The sequence below is a fragment of the Streptomyces sp. DH41 genome (assembly GCF_029813785.1).
Lineage (GTDB): Bacteria > Actinomycetota > Actinomycetes > Streptomycetales > Streptomycetaceae > Streptomyces.
Genome location: NZ_JARVKY010000006.1, coordinates 165,660 through 184,927, shown reverse-complemented (window position 1 = coordinate 184,927; position 19,268 = coordinate 165,660). Strand labels below are relative to the sequence as shown.

At 74.8% G+C, this 19,268-nt stretch carries 15 protein-coding genes; 3 read left to right on the top strand and 12 right to left on the bottom strand.

What is annotated here, in order from left to right:
- Positions 1 to 13: 13 nt before the first annotated feature.
- On the bottom strand, positions 14 to 1,684 hold the full coding sequence (gene abc-f, locus QC283_RS12805; RefSeq protein WP_279561592.1) for a ribosomal protection-like ABC-F family protein: 1,671 nt from the start codon (positions 1,682 to 1,684) through the stop codon (positions 14 to 16).
- 237 nt (positions 1,685 to 1,921) lie between these two features.
- Here abc-f and QC283_RS12800 point away from each other — a divergent pair, with 237 nt between their 5' ends.
- Positions 1,922 to 3,319, top strand: coding sequence for an MFS transporter (locus tag QC283_RS12800; protein WP_279561591.1), 1,398 nt, complete (start codon positions 1,922 to 1,924; stop codon positions 3,317 to 3,319).
- A 114-nt stretch (positions 3,320 to 3,433) separates the two neighbouring features.
- Here the strand turns inward: QC283_RS12800 and metK are convergent, their stop codons facing one another.
- The 9 genes from metK to QC283_RS12755 all read right to left on the bottom strand — a co-directional run bounded on the left by metK (position 3,434) and on the right by QC283_RS12755 (position 15,892).
- Positions 3,434 to 4,642: a methionine adenosyltransferase gene (metK, locus tag QC283_RS12795; protein ID WP_279561590.1), complete on the bottom strand. Its 1,209-nt coding sequence runs from the start codon at positions 4,640 to 4,642 to the stop codon at positions 3,434 to 3,436.
- Positions 4,643 to 4,712: 70 nt separating this feature from the next.
- Positions 4,713 to 6,902, bottom strand: coding sequence for a condensation domain-containing protein (locus tag QC283_RS12790; RefSeq protein WP_279561589.1), 2,190 nt, complete (start codon positions 6,900 to 6,902; stop codon positions 4,713 to 4,715).
- A gap of 230 nt (positions 6,903 to 7,132) precedes the next feature.
- Complete coding sequence (locus QC283_RS12785) at positions 7,133 to 8,032, bottom strand: 4'-phosphopantetheinyl transferase superfamily protein (RefSeq protein ID WP_279561588.1); 900 nt, start codon at positions 8,030 to 8,032, stop codon at positions 7,133 to 7,135.
- 177 nt (positions 8,033 to 8,209) lie between these two features.
- Positions 8,210 to 9,982, bottom strand: coding sequence for an acyl-CoA dehydrogenase (locus QC283_RS12780; RefSeq protein ID WP_279561587.1), 1,773 nt, complete (start codon positions 9,980 to 9,982; stop codon positions 8,210 to 8,212).
- Positions 9,983 to 10,133: 151 nt separating this feature from the next.
- Entirely contained in the window at positions 10,134 to 10,388 is a 255-nt protein-coding gene (locus QC283_RS12775; RefSeq protein WP_279561586.1) for an acyl carrier protein, read from the bottom strand.
- 123 nt (positions 10,389 to 10,511) lie between these two features.
- On the bottom strand, positions 10,512 to 11,468 hold the full coding sequence (locus QC283_RS12770; RefSeq protein WP_279561585.1) for an aromatase/cyclase: 957 nt from the start codon (positions 11,466 to 11,468) through the stop codon (positions 10,512 to 10,514).
- A gap of 25 nt (positions 11,469 to 11,493) precedes the next feature.
- Positions 11,494 to 12,276, bottom strand: a complete 783-nt coding sequence (fabG, locus tag QC283_RS12765) for a 3-oxoacyl-ACP reductase FabG (protein ID WP_279561584.1) — start codon at positions 12,274 to 12,276, stop codon at positions 11,494 to 11,496.
- Complete coding sequence (locus tag QC283_RS12760) at positions 12,273 to 13,970, bottom strand: FAD-dependent oxidoreductase (protein ID WP_279561582.1); 1,698 nt, start codon at positions 13,968 to 13,970, stop codon at positions 12,273 to 12,275. The genes fabG and QC283_RS12760 overlap by 4 nt, the downstream gene beginning before the upstream one ends.
- Positions 13,970 to 15,892 (bottom strand): AMP-binding protein, encoded by a 1,923-nt coding sequence (locus tag QC283_RS12755; protein ID WP_279561581.1) that lies wholly within the window; start codon positions 15,890 to 15,892, stop codon positions 13,970 to 13,972. Before QC283_RS12755 ends, QC283_RS12760 begins: the two co-directional genes overlap by 1 nt.
- Positions 15,893 to 16,021: 129 nt before the next feature.
- Between QC283_RS12755 and QC283_RS12750 the strand changes: the two genes are divergently transcribed.
- Together QC283_RS12750 and QC283_RS12745 are read left to right on the top strand one after the other, a co-directional pair.
- Entirely contained in the window at positions 16,022 to 16,483 is a 462-nt protein-coding gene (locus QC283_RS12750; protein ID WP_279561580.1) for a nuclear transport factor 2 family protein, read from the top strand.
- 14 nt (positions 16,484 to 16,497) lie between these two features.
- Positions 16,498 to 16,956 (top strand): nuclear transport factor 2 family protein, encoded by a 459-nt coding sequence (locus QC283_RS12745; protein WP_279561579.1) that lies wholly within the window; start codon positions 16,498 to 16,500, stop codon positions 16,954 to 16,956.
- A 45-nt stretch (positions 16,957 to 17,001) separates the two neighbouring features.
- Here QC283_RS12745 and QC283_RS12740 read toward each other — a convergent pair whose 3' ends face one another.
- Both QC283_RS12740 and QC283_RS12735 read right to left on the bottom strand, forming a co-directional pair.
- Entirely contained in the window at positions 17,002 to 17,913 is a 912-nt protein-coding gene (locus tag QC283_RS12740) for an MBL fold metallo-hydrolase (protein WP_279561578.1), read from the bottom strand.
- The gene (locus tag QC283_RS12735) at positions 17,910 to 19,256 is read right to left on the bottom strand and encodes an FAD-dependent monooxygenase (RefSeq protein WP_279561577.1); all 1,347 of its coding nucleotides are present in this window, start codon (positions 19,254 to 19,256) and stop codon (positions 17,910 to 17,912) included. Before QC283_RS12735 ends, QC283_RS12740 begins: the two co-directional genes overlap by 4 nt.
- Between the last annotated feature and the right edge of the window lie 12 nt (positions 19,257 to 19,268).

Below are 19,268 nucleotides of genomic sequence, written 5' to 3'. Positions count from 1 at the left end.
CCCGCGGCGGCCGTCAGCCGGTGACCCGCCGGCCGCCCGCCAGTTCCAGGTGGGTGCCGGTGAAGGCGCGGCGCATCCGGCGGTCGTGGGTGACGACGACGACCGTGCCGGTGTAGTCGGCCAGCGCGGCCTCCAGTTCCTCCACCAGCAGCGGCGAGAGGTGGTTGGTGGGCTCGTCCAGGAGCAGCAGGTCCACCGGGCGGGTGACCAGCCGGGCCAGGTCGATGCGGCGTCGCTGGCCGACCGACAGGGAGCCCACCGGCAGCTCGAGTTCGGAGCGCCGGAACAGGCCGAGGGCCAGCAGTTCGTCCGTGTACTCGTCGGGGTGGCCCGGGCGGCCGTCGGCGAACTCGGCGAGGACCGAACGGCGGGGCTGCTTGGGCAGCTCGTCCTGGCGCAGCCAGCCGGTGTGCCCGGCGCGGGCGACCGTGCCGCGGTCGGGGTCCAGATCGCCGGCGAGGACCCGCAGCAGGGTGGACTTCCCGGCGCCGTTCGGCCCGGTGATGAGCAGCCGTTCGCCGGGGGTGACCGCCATGTGGTCCAGCCGCAGCCGCCCGTCGACCTCCAGGCCGGTCACCTCCGCCAGCGGTGCGGTGGGGTCGGCCGCGGGTTCGCCGGCCGGTGTGAGGGACACGGTGAACCGCAGCGGGTCCGGCGGGCGCGGCACCGGGTTGTCCTGGAGCCGCTTGAGCCGCTCGTTGGCGTTGCGGGCCTTGCCGGAGGTGGCGGTGCTCGAGGACCGGGCGCGGTGGTGCTCGGAACCGCTGAACGCCCAGGGTCCCCTCTTGGCGATGGTGGCGAGCATCCGTCCGGCGTTGGCGGCCAGGGTCTCCTGCCGCTCGATCTCGGCCAGGTGGTCCTGGTACTCGCGCTCCCAGCGTGCCCGGGCGGCGGCCTTGGCGGTCAGGTAGCCCTGGTAGCCGTCGCCGTAGCGGTTGACGGTGCGCCGGTCGGGGTCGACCTCCAGGATCGAGGTGGTGACCGCCTCCAGGAAGGCGCGGTCGTGGGTGATGACGACGACCGTGCCGCGGTGCTCGCGCAGCCGCTTCTCCAGCCAGTCCACGGCCTGGTCGTCCAGGTCGTTGGTGGGTTCGTCGAGCAGCAGCAGTTCGGGGGCCGCGGCGAGGGTGGCGGCCAGGGCCAGCCGGGAGCGCTCACCGCCGGAAAGGGTGTCCACGGCCCGGTCCCGGTCCAGGCCGGGCAGGCCCAGGCCGTGCAGCGCGGCGTCGGCGCGGGCGTCGGCCTCATATCCACCGCGGTCCTCGAACTCGGCCTGGAGATCGCCGAGTTCGGACATCCGGCGCGGGCCGTCGTCACCCGCGAGTGCCGTCTCAGCCGCGTGCAGCCGCCGCTCCAGGTCCCTGAGGTCCGCGAACGCCCGGTCCAGGACGTCCCGCACCGTGGCCCCGGCGGGAAGGTCGAGGCGCTGCGGCAGGTGGCCCACGCCACCGGGAGCGGCGACGGTCACCTCGCCGTTGTCGGCGCTCTCCACTCCGGCGAGCAGCCGCAGCAGGGTCGACTTGCCCGATCCGTTGTCACCGATGACACCGGCCTTCTCACCGGGTTTGACGGTGAGGGAGACACGGTCCAGCACGACGTGGTCGTCGTAGCGCTTGGTGACCTCCTCGAGGGTGAGCTGGGAATGCGCCCGGGACGCGGTGGGTGAGGACAGTCGCACAGGCATCTCCAGGTGGTGGGGGGCGGTCGGCGGGCGGTGCCGTCGTCCATCATCCAGGCCTGACCGCGCGCGTGGTACCGACCGTGGCCGCAATCGCTCGAGACTCGCTGGAGAGCCGCTCGAAAGCGGTGCCGGGGCGGTGCGGGTGCGGCCGTCCTCAAGCGGTTCCTGAGTGGTTCTCCGGGGGTCGTTGACAGGGTGACCGGCGTTCGTCGGTCGTCGTCACAACGCCAGGAGGCCGCCATGACCGCGCAGGTTTCGGAGCAGCCCGTCACGCGGGCGCGGCAGGTGCCCGCGCCCCGTCCGCGCATCAGGGGCCGGTCGGCCGCCGCGCTCGGGGTGATCGCCGCGTGCAACGCGATGATCCAGCTCGACGACCCGATCGTGAACATCGCGCTGCCCGGCATGCGCGAGGGACTCGGGCTGTCCGCCGTCGACGCCTCGTGGGTGATCAACGCCTATCTGCTGGCCTTCGGCGGGCTGCTGCTGCTCGGCGGACGGGCCGGTGATCTGCTGGGCCGCCGCCGGGTGTTCATGGCGGGCGTCGCCCTGTTCACCGTCGCCGCGGCGCTGCGGCCACTGGCCCCGTCGGGCGAGTTCCTGGTGGCCGTGCGGGCCGTGCAGGGCGCCGGGGCGGCCCTGGCGGCGCCGAGCGGGCTCGCGTTGCTGCTGAGCACCTTCGCGGAGGGCGGCTGCCGCAAGCGGGCCATCGCCCTGTGCACCACCGTGGGCGCCGTCAGCACGGCCGGCGGGCTGCTGCTCGCCGGGGCGCTGACCTCGCTCGGTTCGTGGCGCTGGGTGCTCCTGCTGGACGTGCCGGTGGGCCTGGCGATCCTGCTGCTGACGCCGCTGGTGCTGCGCGAGACGCCCCGCCACCGCGGCCGGTTCGACCTGCCCGGGGCGCTGCTGTCGGCGGCGGGCGCGGCGGCGCTGGTGTACGGGCTGACCCGGGCCGCCGAACTGCCGTGGAGCGACCCGGGGGTCGCCGGGTGGGTGGGCGCCGGGGCCGCGCTGCTGGCCGTGTTCGCGGTGGTCGAGCGGCGGGCCCGGCAGCCGATCGTGGCGCCCCGGCTGTTCGCCGACCGTGACCGGCTCCTCGCCTACCTGGGTACGCTCGCGGTGCCGGGCGCGCTGATCGGGACGTACTTCTTCCTCAACCAGTTCTTCCAGCGGGAGCACGGGTGGTCGGCGCTCGCCACCGCCTGCGCGCTGCTGCCGCTGCCGGTCACGATGGCGGTCACGGCGGTCGCGGCGGCCCGTCTGGAGCGGTACACGGGTGCCCGGCGGATGTGGGTGGCCGGTGCCTCGATGCTGGCGGCCGGGAACCTGTGGCTGGCCACGCTGTCGACGGACGACGCCTACGTCACGTCCGTGCTGCCGGCGCTGCTGCTGCTCGGCGCCGGAATGGCGTGCAGTGTGCTGCCGGCGACCGTGCTGGCCACCTCGGGGCTGCGCGGCGACGAGGCGGGCGGCGCCGCCGGAGTGCTCAACGCGCTGCAGTCCGTGGGTGGTTCGGTCGGCCTCGCGGCCCTCGTCACGGTGTCCTCGCACACCGGTGGCATGCCGGGCGGCTTCGCCACGTCGGCGGCCTTCGCGTGCCTGGTGCTGCTGGCCGCGAGCCTGGTGGGCCGGGGCCGGTGAGCGGGCCGGGTACGGGGCCGGTGAGCGGGCCGGGTACGGGGCCGGTGAGCGGGCCGGGAACCGCCGGGCCGGACCGGTCGAGGGGTCCGGTCCGGCGGTTCCCGGCGCCGGTCCTCACAGGCCGGCCGCGTCCCTCAGCCGCTGGACCCGGTCGGTGCGTTCCCAGGTGAAGTCGGGCAGCTCACGGCCGAAGTGTCCGTACGCCGCGGTCTGGGCGTAGATGGGGCGCAGCAGGTCGAGGTCGCGGACGATGGCGCCCGGCCGCAGGTCGAAGACCTTGGTGACGGCGTCCTCGATGCGCCGCTGGCCGACCCGCCCGGTGCCGAAGGTCTCGACGAAGAGGCCGACCGGCTCGGCCTTGCCGATGGCGTACGCCACCTGGACCTCACAGCGCTCGGCCAGCCCCGCGGCGACGACGTTCTTGGCGACCCAGCGCATCGCGTACGCCGCCGAACGGTCCACCTTGGAGGGGTCCTTGCCGGAGAAGGCGCCACCGCCGTGGCGGGCCATGCCGCCGTAGGTGTCGATGATGATCTTGCGGCCGGTCAGGCCCGCGTCACCCATCGGGCCGCCGATCTCGAACCGGCCGGTCGGGTTGACCAGCAGTCGGTAGTCGTCGGTCTCCAGTTTGATGCCGTCCCCGGCCAGCTCGGCGAGGACGTGCTCGACGACGTACCGGCGGATGTCCGGGGTGAGCAGCGCGTCGAGGTCGATGTCGGAGGCGTGCTGTGAGGAGACCACGACCGTGTCCAGGCGTACCGGGCGGCTGCCCTCGTACTCGACGGTGACCTGGGTCTTGCCGTCCGGGCGCAGGTAGGGCACGGTCCCGTCCTTGCGGACCTCGGTCAGGCGGCGGGAGAGCCGGTGGGCCAGCTCGATGGGCAGCGGCATCAGGGAGGGCGTCTCGGTGGTGGCGTAGCCGAACATCAGGCCCTGGTCGCCGGCGCCCTGCCGGTCCAGTTCGTCGTCCTCGCCCTCGACCCGGGCCTCGTAGGCCGTGTCGACTCCCTGCGCGATGTCCGGGGACTGCGCGCCGATCGACACCGACACACCGCAGGAGGCGCCGTCGAATCCCTTGCGGGAGGAGTCGTAGCCGATGGCCAGGACGGTGTCCCGGACGATCTGGGCGATCGGCGCGTACGCCGTGGTGGTGACCTCGCCGGCGACGTGCACCTGACCGGTGGTGATGAGCGTCTCCACGGCGACACGGGCGCCGGGGTCCTCACGGATCAGGGCGTCGAGGACGGCATCGCTGATCTGGTCGGCGATCTTGTCGGGATGGCCCTCGGTCACGGACTCCGAGGTGAACAGGCGACGGGACATGACTCTCCAGTGGTGTGGCCTCTGAGGGCGGCCGGCGGACCCGGCCGCCGCCGCGCCGCCGACGGGCCGGTCACCTGGGGTGTCCGGCCCGTGCGGCGACGGATTCGAGCGTCCGGGCGAAGGCGGCGTCGTCGGTCGTGGCGCCGGTGAGCACCACGAGCGGGGGCCGTCCTCCGTCCGTCGCGATGCGCCGGGCGATCTCGCAGGCGGCGGTGCCGCCGCCGGAGAAGGCCGCGAGGACGAGCGGGGGGCCGGTGTCGTGCGGCACGCCCGGTACGGCGTGCCCGCCGCTCGCGGTCGTGCGCAGCAGGACGACCGACTCGGGGCCCCGGTAGGTCTCGGCCAGCCGCTCGTAGCGCGCCCGGGGCAGGCCGTGCGTCTGGACGAGGCACACGGTGCCCGCGCCGGGGCCGGTGGCCTCTCGCAGCGGGACGAGCGGGAGTTCCGCCGGCGCCTCGGGCACGGGTGCGTGGGACGGGCCGGCCGCGGCGGGGACGGGAACGTCGGGGGCGGTGGACAGCAGGCGCAGCAGATCGGCGACGGTGGTGGAGTCGGCGGCCAGGTAGGGCACCTCGGTCAGCAGCGACGCGCTGTCGGTGAGCGCCTTGGTGGCGTCGGCGTACGGGGAGCGGTCGTGGGACGCGGTCAGGACGAGTCCGCCGTCGTCGTCCCGCCGGGTGACGAGCGTGACGGGGAAGGCGGTCCGGGCGCCCAGCGGTTCGGGCCGCCCCACCCGGACGCCCTGCGCGGCGAGTTCGGCCGTCAGGTCGTCGACGGTACGGGGACCGCCTTCGAAGACCAGGAGGCTGCCGTCCGGCAGCGCGGACGCGGAAGGCGCGGACGCGGAGGGTACGGGCACGGGAGGTACGGACGGCGAGGAATCGGCCGCCGAAGGCCCGGCCGCCGAAGACACGGACGGCGAAGACACGGACGGCGAAGGCTCAGCCGCCGAAGACACGGACGCCGAAGACGCGGACCAGTCGCGGATCTGGCCGGGCGAGACCCATTCGTAGGCCGCCATGTCCAGGATCCGGTCGCGCACCTCGGCGAGCAGGGTCGCCACTGTGGACCGGGGGTCGACCTCGACGCTCAGCGGCAGCGGGGCGCGCAGCGGGGCGGGCAGGCGTTCGGCGCCCTCCAGGGTGATGCCGCGGCCGGAGACGGCGACGCCGAAGCGGACCCGTGCCGGGCCCTCGGCGCCGCTGGCCCGGTACAGCAGCACGGCCCACAGGGTCTGCAGGACACCGCTCTCGGTGCTGCCCCAGTGCGCGGCCCAGGCGGTGAGCCGTTCGGTGAGGGCCGCGTCCAGGCGCACCTCGGTACGCCCGGTGGTCGGGCCGGGGGCCGCGGTGAGCGGGACGGGGGAGACGGCGTCGGCGCGGGGTGCGGCGTGCGACCAGTAGTCCCGGGCCGGCGCGGTGTCCTGGCGGTGCAGCCAGCGGACGTAGTCCCGGATGTCGGGGCGTCGTTCCCCGCCGGGCAGCCGGCCGCCGGCCAGGTAGGCGCGGTAGAACTCGCGCACGAGCAGGCGGGCGCTGAAGTCGTCGAGCAGCGCGTGGTGGTAGGTGAGCAGCACCCTGGACGGCGTGTCGCCGCCGCGCCCGGCCGAGCCACCGCCCAGGACGGTGACCCGCAGGCCGGGCGGCAGGCGCGGGTCGAGTCCGCGCCGTAGGTCGTGCTCGACCAGGTCGGGCCAGCCCACCGTGCCCTGCGGCAGCCACAGGACGTCGGCGTCCACGTCGTCGTGGAGCAGGAGCAGCGGCTCGGACCCGTCGCCGAAGGCGGCGCGCAGGACGCTTTCCCGGTCGACGACGGACTGCCAGGAGGCACGGAACCGGTCGAGGTCGAGCCGGCCGTGCCAGGCCCAGGTCAGCCGTTCCACGTGACGGCCGGGGTGGGCGTCGGCGTCGGCGAGCAGTTCGCGCTGGAGCGTGGTGGGCGGCACGGACCGGACGGCGCGGGTGCCGGGCGCGGGATGGGTGAGCAGGTCGGCGAGCAGGCCCCAGGGGAAGGCGGCGCCGGGTGCCCCGGCAAAGAGGCGCAGCGTGTGGCGCACGGGTCCGTGGCGGTCGATCCGGTGCGGCGGGGCCGGCGCGTCGGGGTGGTGGACGGCGACCTGGTCGAGGGCGGCTTCCAGCCGGTCCCCGTCCAGCGGGCCGTGCACCTCCAGTGCCGGGTCGTCGTGGGGGGCCGGCCCGAGGTCGAGCACGATGGTCGTGTCCCGGCCGGGCGGCGGTGGTGAGGTGTGGTGGGCGGTCATCGACGGTCCGGGGCGGGCACCTTCCGGGGTCGCGCGTACGGCGTAGGGTCCACGCGTACGGCTGTGTGCACGGCGGTTGTGTGCACGACCTCGGCGTGCGGCTCGAAGGCCCCTCCCTCCCCTCTGTGCGAACGCCCGACGAGTATGCGCGCGGGCTCCGACACGGCCCCGACACGGCGCTGACACGGCGCTGGACGGGGCCGGCGCCCCGACGTGTGCCCTCTCACGGGTCAGGTCTCCGTCCCGGCTGCCGCCCCGACCGGCGGTTCGGGGGCGAGCAGGTCGGCGACGGCTCCCATGAACCCCTCGTCGAGCATGGTGCGGGCGGCGGTGTCGCGGGAGGCGTCGAGGCCGGCGTCGTGGCAGGCGGCGCTCAGGAGGTAGCGGTCGAGCACCCGGTGCGTGCTGAAGGCCCATTCGCCGCGGGAGGCGGGCCGGCCCCCGGGGGTCAGCAGCCCCGCTCCGTCGGCGCCGAACCCGAACTCGGTGAAGCCGAGCCGCAGTCCCTGCCCGATGGCCTTGGTGTACGCCTCCTTCAGGGTCCACAGCCGCAGCAGGGCGGCCGACCGCCGCGCCTGCGGCAGCAGTTCCAGTTCGGCGCGTTCGGCGGGGCTGCAGACATGGCTGTGCAGCAGGTCGAACGACATGGCGCGGTCGGCGGGTTCGGCGTCCACGCCGATCCTGCCGTTGCGGCTCACGCCCACCGCGATCAGGTCGTCGGTGTGGGTGAGACTGATGTCGACCTGGTCGAGCCCGCGCAGATAGGGCCGGCCGCCGATCTTGTACGCCAGGTTGAGGTCGGTGGCCCGTACGCCCAGGGCGGCGGCGGCTGTGAACTTGGTGACCAGGCGCGAGGTGACGAACCGGTAGCGGATGAGCGGGTCCTCGGTGCGCCGGTAGCGCTGCCAGTCCCGGCCCAGGAGCGGACGCAGGCCCGGATCGGTGACGGCGGTGCCGAGCCACTCGCCCCAGGTGGTGAACACCACGGCGTTGCCCCGCAGCCGCATGCCCTCGCGCACGGCCTGCCACGGGCCGTCGGGGCCGCCGACGTGGATCGGCTCGCTGATGCGGTCGGTGCCGGCGGGGCCGGTGTGTGCCAGGGGGGTGTGTGCCAGGGGGGTGTCTGTCATGGGGGTGTCTGTCATGGGGGTGTCTGTCGGGCGGTCCACTTCGTGTGTCGGGGGGCTCACTTCGTCTGCCAGGGGGTTCACGTCGGTCCACCCTTTCCATGGGTCGGGCGCTCGGGAGTGCGGTGCGTGCCGTCTCCGCGGGCACCGCCGCCGGGCCGGCGGCGGTGCCGGAGGGGGTCACTGGGCCAGGACGGTGGCGTCCAGGTCACAGGCGAGGCCGGACCGGTAGCGGCGTATCAGTTCGTCGAGCACCTGCCGCGTGCAGCCGTCGGGCAGGTCGGGCACCGGGACGCCGAGCCGGGCGCCGATCCGGGACAGCGCCAGCACGGCCCAGGCCGCGTCGGCGAGGAACGGGTCCGTGCCGTCCTGGCCCTCCCAGACGCCGAGGACCGCGGCGGCGCTGACGAGCAGGCTGTAGCGGTCGCTCAGCACGCACACGGCGGGGTCGGCGAGCGCCCGGCTGCCGTAGGGCGGCAGCGTCCGGCAGGTTTCCCGCAGTGCGCGCAGTTCGGCGACGAACGCCTCGGCGAGTTCGGCGAGCGCGCCGATCTGGCCGCCGACCCGGCGGCTCGCGGCGAGGCGGGCGGCCGAGCCGGCCAGGGACGCGGCCATGAAGTCGCCGCCGCCCGCGATGCCCAGCGCCCGGTAGTCCAGGGCGGGCAGGTCGGCGCCCGAGCGGAACAGTTCGGGCGGCGGCTCCTCCTCGGCGAACCAGGCGGACTCCGCCAGCGTCCTGAGCTGCGGGACGATCACGGCCTGGCAGGAGGCGGTGCCGGCGTGGCCGAGTCCGGCGACCGGCAGGTCCCGGACCAGCTTGCCGAGGGCTCCGTACTCCGGGCTGTCGAGGTCGTAGCCCCGGCCGCCCAGCACCGCGGCCAGCTCCTCCAGGTTCTCCCGCAGCAGGTCGGGGACGACGTACTTGACGGCCGCGGCGAAGACGTGGGCCCGGCCGGGCAGCAGGCCGAGCGCGCGCAGCGCGACGGTGGCCATGGCGTCGCAGGCCAGCAGGTCGGCGAAGACGCCGGTGAGGGCTTTGTGCCAGCGGCGGGCGACGGGACCGCTGCGCCCGGTGGTGGCGGCCCGGACCGCGGAGTGCAGGACGGTGTCGGCGGCGGCGGTGACGACGCCGCAGATCACGCTGCGGTTGACCTGGAAGGTGCGCAGGGCCAGGGCGACGCCGTCCCCCGGGCCGCCGACGAGCGCGTCGCCGGGCACCGCACGGCCGTCGAACTCCAGGCCGCTGAAGAGGGCTCCGCGCATGCCCGAGGTCTCCACCCGCGGCAGGTGACGTGTCGTGCCGGGGCCGGCCTGCGCGGGGTCGAGGAGGAACACGGAGTGGCTGCGCGGTCCCCGTGCGGCGTCGGTGCGGGCGTAGACGACGTGGGCGTTCGCGCGCGCGGCGTTGATGACGACGTCCTTGCGGCCGTGCAGGAGGTGACCGCCGCCGGGCGCCGGGCGGGCGGTGAACTCGTCCCGCAGGATGGCGTTGGCGTGGGCGAGCTCGTGGTGCAGGATCGTGGCGCGTCCGCCGGCCAGCAGCAGTTCGGCCAGCTCGTGCCGCTGGCGTTCGCCGCCGGCCGCCCAGACGGCGCCGGTCGCGAACATCGAGGTGATGCCGTGGCCGAAGCCCAGGGCGACGTCCCGCCGGAAGACCGGGCGCAGGGCCCGGGCGAGCAGGTCGGCCCGGGTGAGCCGGCCGCCGTACGCGACGGGCACGAACTCGGCGGCCCAGCCCTCCTCGTCGAGCAGGGCCTCGGTCTCGGGTGGCGGGGTGCGCCGGTCGTCGGCCGCGAACAGGGCACGCAGTCCGTGCGGGTTGGCCGGGTCGTACGGGTCGCCGAGCAGGGCTTCCAGCCGTGCCGCACGCGCGCGTGCGTCCGCCTCCCAGCGGCCCGGCGGGCCGCCGGGTCCGGGTGCGGGTGCGGGTGCGGTCTCCGCTATGCCGGTCATGGCGCGGTGATCAGCTCCTTTGTCCCCTGACGGCCCTCTCGCACGCCCGGACGCCACGTTGACGGCGCCGCCTCGTGAGCGGCCACAGCGGCGGTGGAGCGGTGCCGGAGCCCGGCCGGACCACCACGGGGCCCGGCCCCGGGGCGGGTCGTCAGACTCCCGCGCGCGCGGACTGCTTCCGTGCGACGAAGGCGTCGAGCGCGCGGAGGGTGCGGAAGTGCTCCAGATCCATGTCCTCGTCCTCGACCGTGACGCCGAACTCGCGCTCCACGAAGGCGACCAGCTGCATCGCGAACAGGGAACTGACGTAGCCCAGCTCGAAGATGTCGTCGTCGTCCCCGAGGTCGTGGACCGGGAAGAACCTGGAGAGGTAGGCCGCCGTCCTGGCCCTGGCGTCCGTGCTCATCGCTCACCGTCCTGTCGTCGGGGTGGCCCCGCCGGGGGTCCGTCGAGAGCTCCCGATGCCGACTGTCCAGGCCGGCGCTGGAGTGCGCCCGGAGCCGCGATGGACCCCGGGCGCACCGGCCGTTCACCCGGACCGCACCGCGGACTCGGCGTGTTCCCGGGCCAGTTCGAGGGTGTTCGTGGAGTTGCGGCCGAGTGCCTCGCGCACGTACCGGCGGGCCTGCGCGAGGTCCGCGCCCGGGCCCAGGACGCGTTCGACGGCGTCCTCGCGCAGCACCACGCTGTGCTGCGCCACGGCGGTCGTCCCGCTGCCGTCGGACACCACGGACCACTCACCGGTGTGCGCCTCCATCAGCGCGGGTGTGGCCGTCTGCTTGTAGACGATGCGGCCGGCGTGCGGGAAGCAGATCCGCACGGACTCCGTGGTGTGCGCGGCGCCGTCCGCGGTGAGCGTGTCCATCGCCATGACCTGGACGCCGGGGGCGTCCTCCGTGAGCTCCAGCCGGGACACGTGGGGGATCAGCCGGGGCCAGTCGCCGACCCGGTAGAGGAAGTCGTAGACCGGTTCGGCGGGAGCGTCCACGCGGACCGAGTCCTCGAAGGACAGGACCAGGGTGTCGAAGCGCCGCCAGCGTTCGGCGAGTTGCCTCAGGCTGGCCAGCTCGGCGCGGGAGTTGGTCTCGACGGCCCGCTCCACCCAGTCCACGTCCCGCGCCCGGTCGCCGTACACGGTGAAGTCGTGCAGCAGGGTCAGCAGCGTGGTGCCGCCCGGCAGCTCCTCGATCGCCCAGGTTCCGTGCATCGTCTCCACCGGCGCCTGCGGGTGCGACTGGCGGAACTCCACCCGCCGGGTCGCCGGGTCCTGCACCCGCTGTGAGATCCAGGACCGCACCTGGCCGTTGGCCGTCGCCCACATCCGCAGCCGCTCGTTGGTGCCGTCCGTCTCCAGCCGCTCCACGTGGACGTTCGGTGGAAAGAACAGCGGCCACCGCACGGCGTCCGCGATCAGTCCGTAGACGATCCCGGCCGGTGCGTCCACCTCGGTCGAGTGCGACGTCCTGTGCACGCGCTCACTCGTCACCACACACCTCTTCCCTGACGTTGTTTCAGAAATTGCCCAGTCCGCCGCAGACGTTGAGCGCCTGCGCGGTGATGGACGCGGCCGGCCCGGAGGCCAGGTAGGCCACGAGTGCGGCGACCTCCTGCGGCGTGGAGTAGCGGCCGAGGGGGATCTTCGCCTCGAACCGCTCCTGGACCGCGTCCTCGGTGGTGTCCCAGGCGGCGGCGTACCCCTGCCGTACGCGGGACGCCATCGGCGTCTCGACGTAGCCCGGACAGACCGCGTTGACGGTGACGCCCGTGGGGGCGAGTTCGCGGCCCAGCGCCTTGGTGAAGCCGACCACACCGTGCTTGGAGGCGCTGTAGGGGGCGCCGAGCAGGACACCCTGCTTGCCGGCGGTGGACGCGATGTTGACGATCCGTCCGTGTGCGGCGTCGGCCAGGCCGCCGTTCTTCAGTACCTCGCGGGTCACCAGGAACACGCTGTTGAGGTTGGTGTCGATGACGTCGTACCAGAGGTCGTCGGTGAGGTCGGCGGTGACGCCGCCGCCGCTGCGTCCGGCGTTGTTGACGAGGACCGTGACGGGCCCGTACGTCTGCACCGCGGCGCGCACCAGGTCGGCCACCGAGGTGCGGGAGCGTACGTCGGCGGCCCTGCCGTCCACCTCCAGGCCCTCGGCCCGCAGCTCCTCGACGGTCTGTTCGACGTCGATGTCGGTGCGCGCGCACAGGAAGACGCGGTGTCCCGCGCGGCCCAGTTCACGGGCCACGGCCAGTCCGATGCCGCTGGTGCCGCCGGTGACGAGGGCGACGGGGGGCTGTGCGGTCACGTTCGGTCCTCCTTCGTGCGGGGAACGGGTGAGGGGCGTACGACGTCCGGCTCGCGCGGCGGCTGCCCGGCGAGCCGGGTGGCCGGCCGCAGCGGGGCCAGTGACCGCTCCAGCGCGGTGCGGGTCAGGGTGCGGCCGCGCGCGGCGACGTAGCCGTCCGGGCGTACCAGCACCCAGCAGCCGGCCGCCAGGCCGAGCGCCCGGCGCAGCGCGGAGTCCGGGTCGGCGAGCGGGGCGGGGCCCTCGGTGGGGCCGCCGCCCAGGGTCCGGACGGACAGCCACTCGCCGTACTGCACGGCGGCGGTGACGGCCACGCCGGTGGGCCCGTCGCCGGGACCGGTGCCCCCGGCGGCCAGCAGCAGCGACCAGCGGGGGTCGCGCAGTTCCTCGTGCAGGGCGTGGAAGCCGGTCACGCCCGAGTCGTGGACCCGCGCGGCCGTGACCCGCTCACCGGGCGCGGGCCCGGCGCCGGAGAGGTGCGGGTGCGGGTCGGGGCTGGTCAGTGAGGACCGGAGGTAGCCGATGCGCAGCCCGGACATGCCGCCCAGGACCTTGCGCTGGATGGCCCGCCGCAGTGGCGGCACGTTGCGGACGACGGTGAAGACGACGGGCAGCGCGACGGACGCCAGCAGGTTCTTGAGCTGGACGAGGACGGTGGCGGTGCGGGTGGAGCCGAGCAGGGCCTCGCCGATGGGCACCCGTTCCTCGCTGTAGCTCTCCAGCAGTTCCCGTCCGGCGTGCCCCTGCTCGACCTGGGCCAGCTTCCAGGCCAGGTTGTACGCCTCCTGGATGCCGGTGTTCATGCCCTGGCCGGAGGCGGGGCTGTGCACGTGGGCGGCGTCTCCGGCGACGAAGACCCGGCCCTGCTGCATCCGCCGGACCATCCGCTGCTGGAAGGTGAAGACGGAGGTCCACTCCGGTTCGCCCACCCGTGCCGTGCGTCCGAGTCCGGCCGACAGCTTGGCGCCGAACCGCGCGGCGACGTCGTCGGCGGCCCCGGGGCCGGGGGCGGTGTCGAGCAGCCGCCAGTACCCGTCCCGGGCGTAGGGCACCATCATCATCGCCTGGCTGCCGGTGTGGGCCCAGTAGATGGTGTCGGGCGGCAGGGCGATGTCGACGGGCGCGTCGGCGAGCATCCAGGTCTCGCTGGTCTCCCCGAGCAGTTCCAGTCCGAGCAGCTTGCGCACCGTGCTGTGCCCGCCGTCGCAGCCGACCAGCCACGAGGTCTCGACGACCTCTTCGATGCCGTCGCGGGACAGCCGCAGCACCACCCGGTCGTCGTCCTGCTCGAACGCGGTCAGGCGGGTGCCCCACTCGACGTCGACGCCGTGCCGGGCCACGGCCCGGCGCAGTTCGTCCTCGGTGTCCGTCTGGGCGACGATCAGCGAGTACGGGTGGGAGGTCGGCATCGTGGAGTAGTCCGCCTCCAGGCGCACCAGACGGCGGCCGCGGGCGAACATGGTGAAGGCCCGGTTCCGGCGGCCCCGCGCGACCACGGCGTCGGCGATGCCCATCTGCGCGAACGTCTCCAGGGTGCGCGGGTGCGCGGCCACGGCCCGGCTGGTGCGCGCGGGTCCGTCGGCGGCGTCGATCAGGCGCACCGCGACGCCTCTGCGGGCGAGTTCGTGAGCGGCGGTCAGGCCGACGGGGCCGGCGCCCACGACGACGGCCCGGGGCTGCCCGAGGGCGGCCATCAGGCGCTCGCCTCCACCGTCTCGAACAGCCCGGGCTCGGGGCTGGCGAGCGGGCCGAGCTGCTTGACCAGTGACTGGAACTCGTCGCTGCGCACGGCCTTCTGGTGCGCGTCGGCGTCCTCCCAGACGGCCAGCTCCAGGTAGACGTTGGAGTGCCAGGCGTGCCGCATGACCTGGTGGCTGACGTAGCCGGGCTGGGCGGCCATGTAGGCGGTGAGCTTGTGCTTGACGGCGAGGAAGGTGTCGAGGTCGCCGTGCACGGTCAGTTTGTTGACGAAGGTCACCATGGTCTGCTCCTGGAGGAGGTCGAAGGGGCGGAGTGCGGGCCGGCTGCGGAAGGCGGCCCGCTCGGCGAGCGTCTGGCGCACACGGCCGCGGGCCGGTTTGCCGGTGGGGGTGCGCGGTACGGCGGACAGGACTTCGGCGGCCCGGATGTGTTCGAAGGGCGCGAGCTGTTCGTTGGCGCGTGCGACGACCCGGCGCAGAACCTCGTCGTCCGCGGCCCGCGCGCCCGGCTCCTCGCGCAGGACGACGCCGGCCCAGGCCGCCCGGCCGTGCTCGGGGTCGCGCAGGCCCGCGACGACGCAGTCGGCGACCCGCGGGTCCCGGGCGAGGACCCGCTCGACGCGGCCGGGCGAGACGATCTCGTTGTCGTACTTGAAGATGTCGTCGACCCGGTCCACCAGCCGCAGCGCGCCGTCGTCGTCGACCGAGCCGATGTCCCCGGTGCTGAACCAGCCGTCCGGGCCGAGGTGGGAGCCGGCCTGCTCGCCCAGGTAGCCGGCCATCAGCTGCGGCCCGGTGACCTGCACCTCCCCGAGGGAGCCGGGCTCGACCGGGCGGCGGGTGGCGAGGTCCACCAGCCGGCACTCGGTCCCGGGCACGGGCGTGCCGACGGTGCCGGGCCGGTGGGGGCTGCCGGGCCGCTGACAGTGGGTGAGCGGGGACAGTTCGGCCATGCCGTAGCCCTGCACGACCGGGACGCCGAGCAGGTCGCCGAGAGTGCGCGCGGCCTCGGGCAGCAGCGCCGAGCCGCCGGACAGGACGGCGGTGAGCCGGGTGCCGCCGCGGGCGGCGGGGGCGGTGCGGGGCAGCCGCTCGTCGGCGGCGAGCCGGTGCAGGCGGGCGGGCAGCCCGTAGTAGTGGGTGGCGCCGGTGCCGGCGGCGACGGCCAGTGACGTCACCGGGTCGGGGTCCTGGCACAGGACCTGGCAGGCGCCCGCGTCCAGTGCGCTGTTGAGGTGCATGACGTGGTAGAGCGGCAGGTGGTTGACGGTGACCGAGCCGGGTCCGAGGCCGTGTGCGAGGGCGGTCTGCCGGGCGTTGGCGACCAGGTTGCGGTGGGTGAGCAGGACGCCCTTGGGGAGGCCGGTGGTGCCGGTGGTGAACTGCACGCAGGCGACCGCGTCCGGGTCCGCGCCGCCCGGGCGCCCGAGGGCGGGCTCGGCCGGGCCGTCCAGGACGGTGCCCAGCGGCAGGCAGCCGGCCGGTACCCCGTCGTCGGCGGGGTCGGTCACCACGACGGTCTCCAGGGCGGGCAGGGCGCCGCGCAGCCGGGCCAGCCGTGCGGCGGTGGCCGAGGGCACCAGGGCGAGTTCGACGCCGGCGGCGGCGGTGACGTGCCGCAGCCCGTCGTCGCCGATCAGCGGGTTGATCAGGACGACCGTGGCGCCGCCGCGCGCGACACCGTGGTAGGCGGCGGCGAACACCGGGTCGAGCACGGAGGCGACGCCCACCCGCGCCCCCGGGCGCCGCCCGGTCTCGCGCCGCACGAACGCGGCGATCCGGTCCGCCAACGCGTCCAGTTCGCCGAAGGTCCAGGCACCGTGTTCGGTGCGTACGGCGAGCCCCTCTGGGTCACGGACGGCGGCCGAGCGCAGCAGGCCGTCCACCGTCATGTCGGGGTGGGCGAGGTTCGGCACGGCTTGTCCTCCAGCGGGTCTCGGGGGGCGCTACCCACGTTCTGCCGGACCGCTTGAGGAAGGTTCGAAGAATGCTCGATCCGGACGGCGGACAGTGGGCGCATCCGACGGAACGAAAGGCTGGTCCGCATGATCACCGAGACGCTCGACCGCATCGAAGACCTCGCCGGGCAGACGGGGTTCGGCGACCTGTACGCGGGGGTGCAGCGGTTCTACGCGCACCAGATGCAGCTGTTCGACCTGCACGACGCCGACGGCTGGGCCGCGACGTTCACCGAGGACGCCGTCTTCGGCGTGCCGACCCTGGACGCGCCGGTGCGCGGCCGGGCGGGTCTGGTGGCCAACGTGCTGCGCAACAGGCGCCGGCAGGAGGACAGCGGCGAACAGCACCGGCACTGGATCGGCATGCTCGACGTGCGTCCCGGTGCGGACGGGACGCTGCTCACCCGCTGCTACGCCCTGGTGTACGTCACCCCCCGGGGCGGCGCCTCCGAGCTGCTGCGGGTGTGCGTCATGGAGGACGAGCTGGTCCGCGACGGCGGCGAGTGGCAGACCCGGCGACGTGTGGTCACCCGGGACGACCTGGCCTGAAGGGGGCTGACGACATGACGGTGCAGACCATCGGGAAAGAGCTCGCCACCGACGAGACCGCCCTGTACACGCGCGTGCAGCAGTTCTACGCGGACCAGGTCGCGTTGCTGGACGAGCTGCGGGCGGAGGAGTTCGCGGCGACGTTCACCGAGGACGGCGTCTTCGCGCCCTCGCCCTCGGTTCCGGCCGCCCACGGGCGCGCGGCGATCGCGGCGGCGCTGGTGGCCGCCCACGAACGGCGGTTCCGCTCGGAGGAGGTGCGCAGGCGGCACTGGTACAACATGCTGCGGGTCTCGGTCCGCCCGGACGGGGCGCTGCACACGCGGTACTACACGCTGGTGGCCGTCACCCGGCCCTGGAACCCGGTGCCGGCCATCGGACCGAGCAGCGTGGTGGAGGACCTGCTGGTGATCCAGGACGGCGGGCTGCTCACGCGTGAGCGCCGGGCCGTCCCCGACCATCTGTCCTTCTGAGCCGCCCCGCGCCGCGCGGTGAGACGGCTCCCGGGCCGGCGCGGTTCAGGCGCGGCAGACCGGGAGCCCTCCGTGGTAGCGGGTCATCTCGGCGAACAGCGCGGGGATGTCCAGCGGGTCGCCGGGCCGGCCGCCCAGGGCCTCGTGGAAGGCACGGTGCAGGTTGGGCACCAGCCGTTCGGCGTCGAGCAGGTCGGCGTACGGGCCGGGCCCCGCCTCGCGGGCGGTCTCCAGCGGGTCCAGCCCGGCGGCCAGGCCGTCGGCGGCCAGCCGCTGGAGGCGGCGCAGGTACTCCTCGTTGACGTCGAACAGCTCCGGACCGCCCACCGGGCCGTGGCCGGGGACGACGGTGCGCGCGCCGAGGGCCCGCAGGGTGCGCAGCGCCTCGATCGACCCGGCGACCGATCCCATCGGGCAGAACGGTGTCACCCCGGCCATGACGAGGTCGCCGGTGAACAGCACCCGCCGCTCGGGCAGCCAGACGACGGTGTCCCCGGTCGTGTGCGCGGGTCCGGGGTGCAGCAGTTCGGCGCGCAGCGAGCCCGCGTGCACGGTCATCCGGTCGCGGTAGGTCAGCTGCGGCGCCACCACCTCCGGGTCGCCCCAGCACACGTCGGGCCACAGACCGGTCAGGTGCAGCCCGGCCGCGGTGACGTCGTCCCGGGCCCGTTCGTGGGCGACGACCAGTGCCTCGGGGAAGAGGTGATTGCCGAAGGTGTGGTCACCGTGGAAGTGGGTGCTGACCAGCAGGTGCGGCGGGCGCGGCTCGATCCGCAGCACCGCCTCGCGCAGCCGCAGGGCCCGGGCCCGGGTCGCGGCGGTGTCCACGAGGACGGATTCGCCTGCGTCGGTGAGCAGCCCGGCGTTGCTGAGGCACCACCCGCCGTCCGGCTGGATGTGGGCGTGCACCCCGTCGGCGACCTCGACCAGCCGCCCGGGACCGGCCGGCGCGCTCATCCGCGGCTCCCCTCGTCGACGCCTGACACGGACGCGGGTGACGGCGCGGACGCGGGTGCCGGCGCGGACGCGGGCGCGGACGCAGGCGTGCCGAACAGGTCCGTGCGTACGGTGACCGGGTCGGGGCCGTAGGCGATGCGGTGGGTGATCCGCTCGCCGATCCGGGAGCGGGTGACGACGGAGGCGGCCCGGGAGCGCAGCCGGGTGGCGACCGGGCCGCTGCGGCCCAGCAGCGCCTTGGCCTGGATCCGCTGGATCCGGTGCACGGTGGCCGCCGCGGGCCTGCGCCGTCGCTCGTAGGGCAGCAGCCGGTCCCGGCTCGCGTCGCCCGCGCCCACGGCGTCGAGCAGGACGGGGTGCGCGGCGGCCGCGTCCTGAAGGGCGAGGTTGATGCCCTGTGCGCCGATCGGCCCGTGGGTGTGGGCGCTGTCGCCGACCAGCAGCAGCCCGTCGTCCACCCACCGGCCGGCCTGCGCGGCGAACACGTCCAGCAGGGTGAGGTCCGAGAGCGAGCGCAGATGTTCGTGGATCAGGTCCGCGAAGGGGGGCAGGGCGTCCGCCAGTTCGCGGCGGACGTCCTGGATGCCGCGGGCCGCGACCCGGTTCCAGGTGCGGTGCGGCAGGGTCCAGCCGACGCGCAGCCGGTCCGGGTGGGTGTCGTGCACGAGCAGGGCGCCGGTCCCGGTGCGGTGCACCCGTACCGCGCCGGTGGCGCGTCCCGGCGCGGGCAGCGCGAACCAGGCCACGTCCTGGTCGAACGCCTCGCGGCGGCCCGCGTCGATGCCGGCCAGCATCCGGGTGCGGGAGTGGCGTCCGTCGGCGCCGACCACGACCCCGGCCCGCACGGTGGTGGTGCCGCCGTCGCGCCGGTGCGCCACCACGCCCGCGATCCGCTCGCCCTCGCGCACCAGCCCGGAGACGCGGTGCCCCTCCAGGAAGGTCAGTCCGGGCAGGGACCGGCAGGCGGCGAGGAGTTCGTCCAGCAGGTGGCGCTGGGGCAGCGCGAGCAGGCAGTCGTACGGCGCCGGCAGCCGCCGGTAGTCGATGTCGAGCAGCATCCGCTCGTCCTGGAGGACCTGGAAGCCCGCCAGTTCGCGGGCGCCCCGGGCCCGGGCGGCGGACAGCACTCCGAGTTCGTCCAGGACGCGCTGTCCGCCGGGCTGGAGGATCTCGCCGTGGAAGTCGCGGCGCAGGCCGGTGGAGCGTTCCACCAGGGCCACTTCGACGCCGGAACGCAGCAGCATCAGGGTGAGCGCCAGCCCGGCGGGCCCCGCGCCGACCACGCAGACGTCGACGCGCGGTGTGTCGACGCGGCTCATCTCGGGCACGCCCGGCGAGGTCATGAGGTGGTCCTC

Bases quoted from the DNA above. Each gene is read 5' to 3' on its own strand.
- abc-f (WP_279561592.1), bottom strand. From the start codon at position 1,684: ATGCCTGTGCGACTGTCCTCACCCACCGCGTCCCGGGCGCATTCCCAG.
- QC283_RS12800 (WP_279561591.1), top strand. From the start codon at position 1,922: ATGACCGCGCAGGTTTCGGAGCAGCCCGTCACGCGGGCGCGGCAGGTG.
- metK (WP_279561590.1), bottom strand. From the start codon at position 4,642: ATGTCCCGTCGCCTGTTCACCTCGGAGTCCGTGACCGAGGGCCATCCC.
- QC283_RS12790 (WP_279561589.1), bottom strand. From the start codon at position 6,902: ATGACCGCCCACCACACCTCACCACCGCCGCCCGGCCGGGACACGACC.
- QC283_RS12785 (WP_279561588.1), bottom strand. From the start codon at position 8,032: ATGACAGACACCCCCCTGGCACACACCCCCCTGGCACACACCGGCCCC.
- QC283_RS12780 (WP_279561587.1), bottom strand. From the start codon at position 9,982: ATGACCGGCATAGCGGAGACCGCACCCGCACCCGCACCCGGACCCGGC.
- QC283_RS12775 (WP_279561586.1), bottom strand. From the start codon at position 10,388: ATGAGCACGGACGCCAGGGCCAGGACGGCGGCCTACCTCTCCAGGTTC.
- QC283_RS12760 (WP_279561582.1), bottom strand. From the start codon at position 13,970: ATGGCCGCCCTCGGGCAGCCCCGGGCCGTCGTCGTGGGCGCCGGCCCC.
- QC283_RS12750 (WP_279561580.1), top strand. From the start codon at position 16,022: ATGATCACCGAGACGCTCGACCGCATCGAAGACCTCGCCGGGCAGACG.
- QC283_RS12745 (WP_279561579.1), top strand. From the start codon at position 16,498: ATGACGGTGCAGACCATCGGGAAAGAGCTCGCCACCGACGAGACCGCC.
- QC283_RS12740 (WP_279561578.1), bottom strand. From the start codon at position 17,913: ATGAGCGCGCCGGCCGGTCCCGGGCGGCTGGTCGAGGTCGCCGACGGG.
- QC283_RS12735 (WP_279561577.1), bottom strand. From the start codon at position 19,256: ATGACCTCGCCGGGCGTGCCCGAGATGAGCCGCGTCGACACACCGCGC.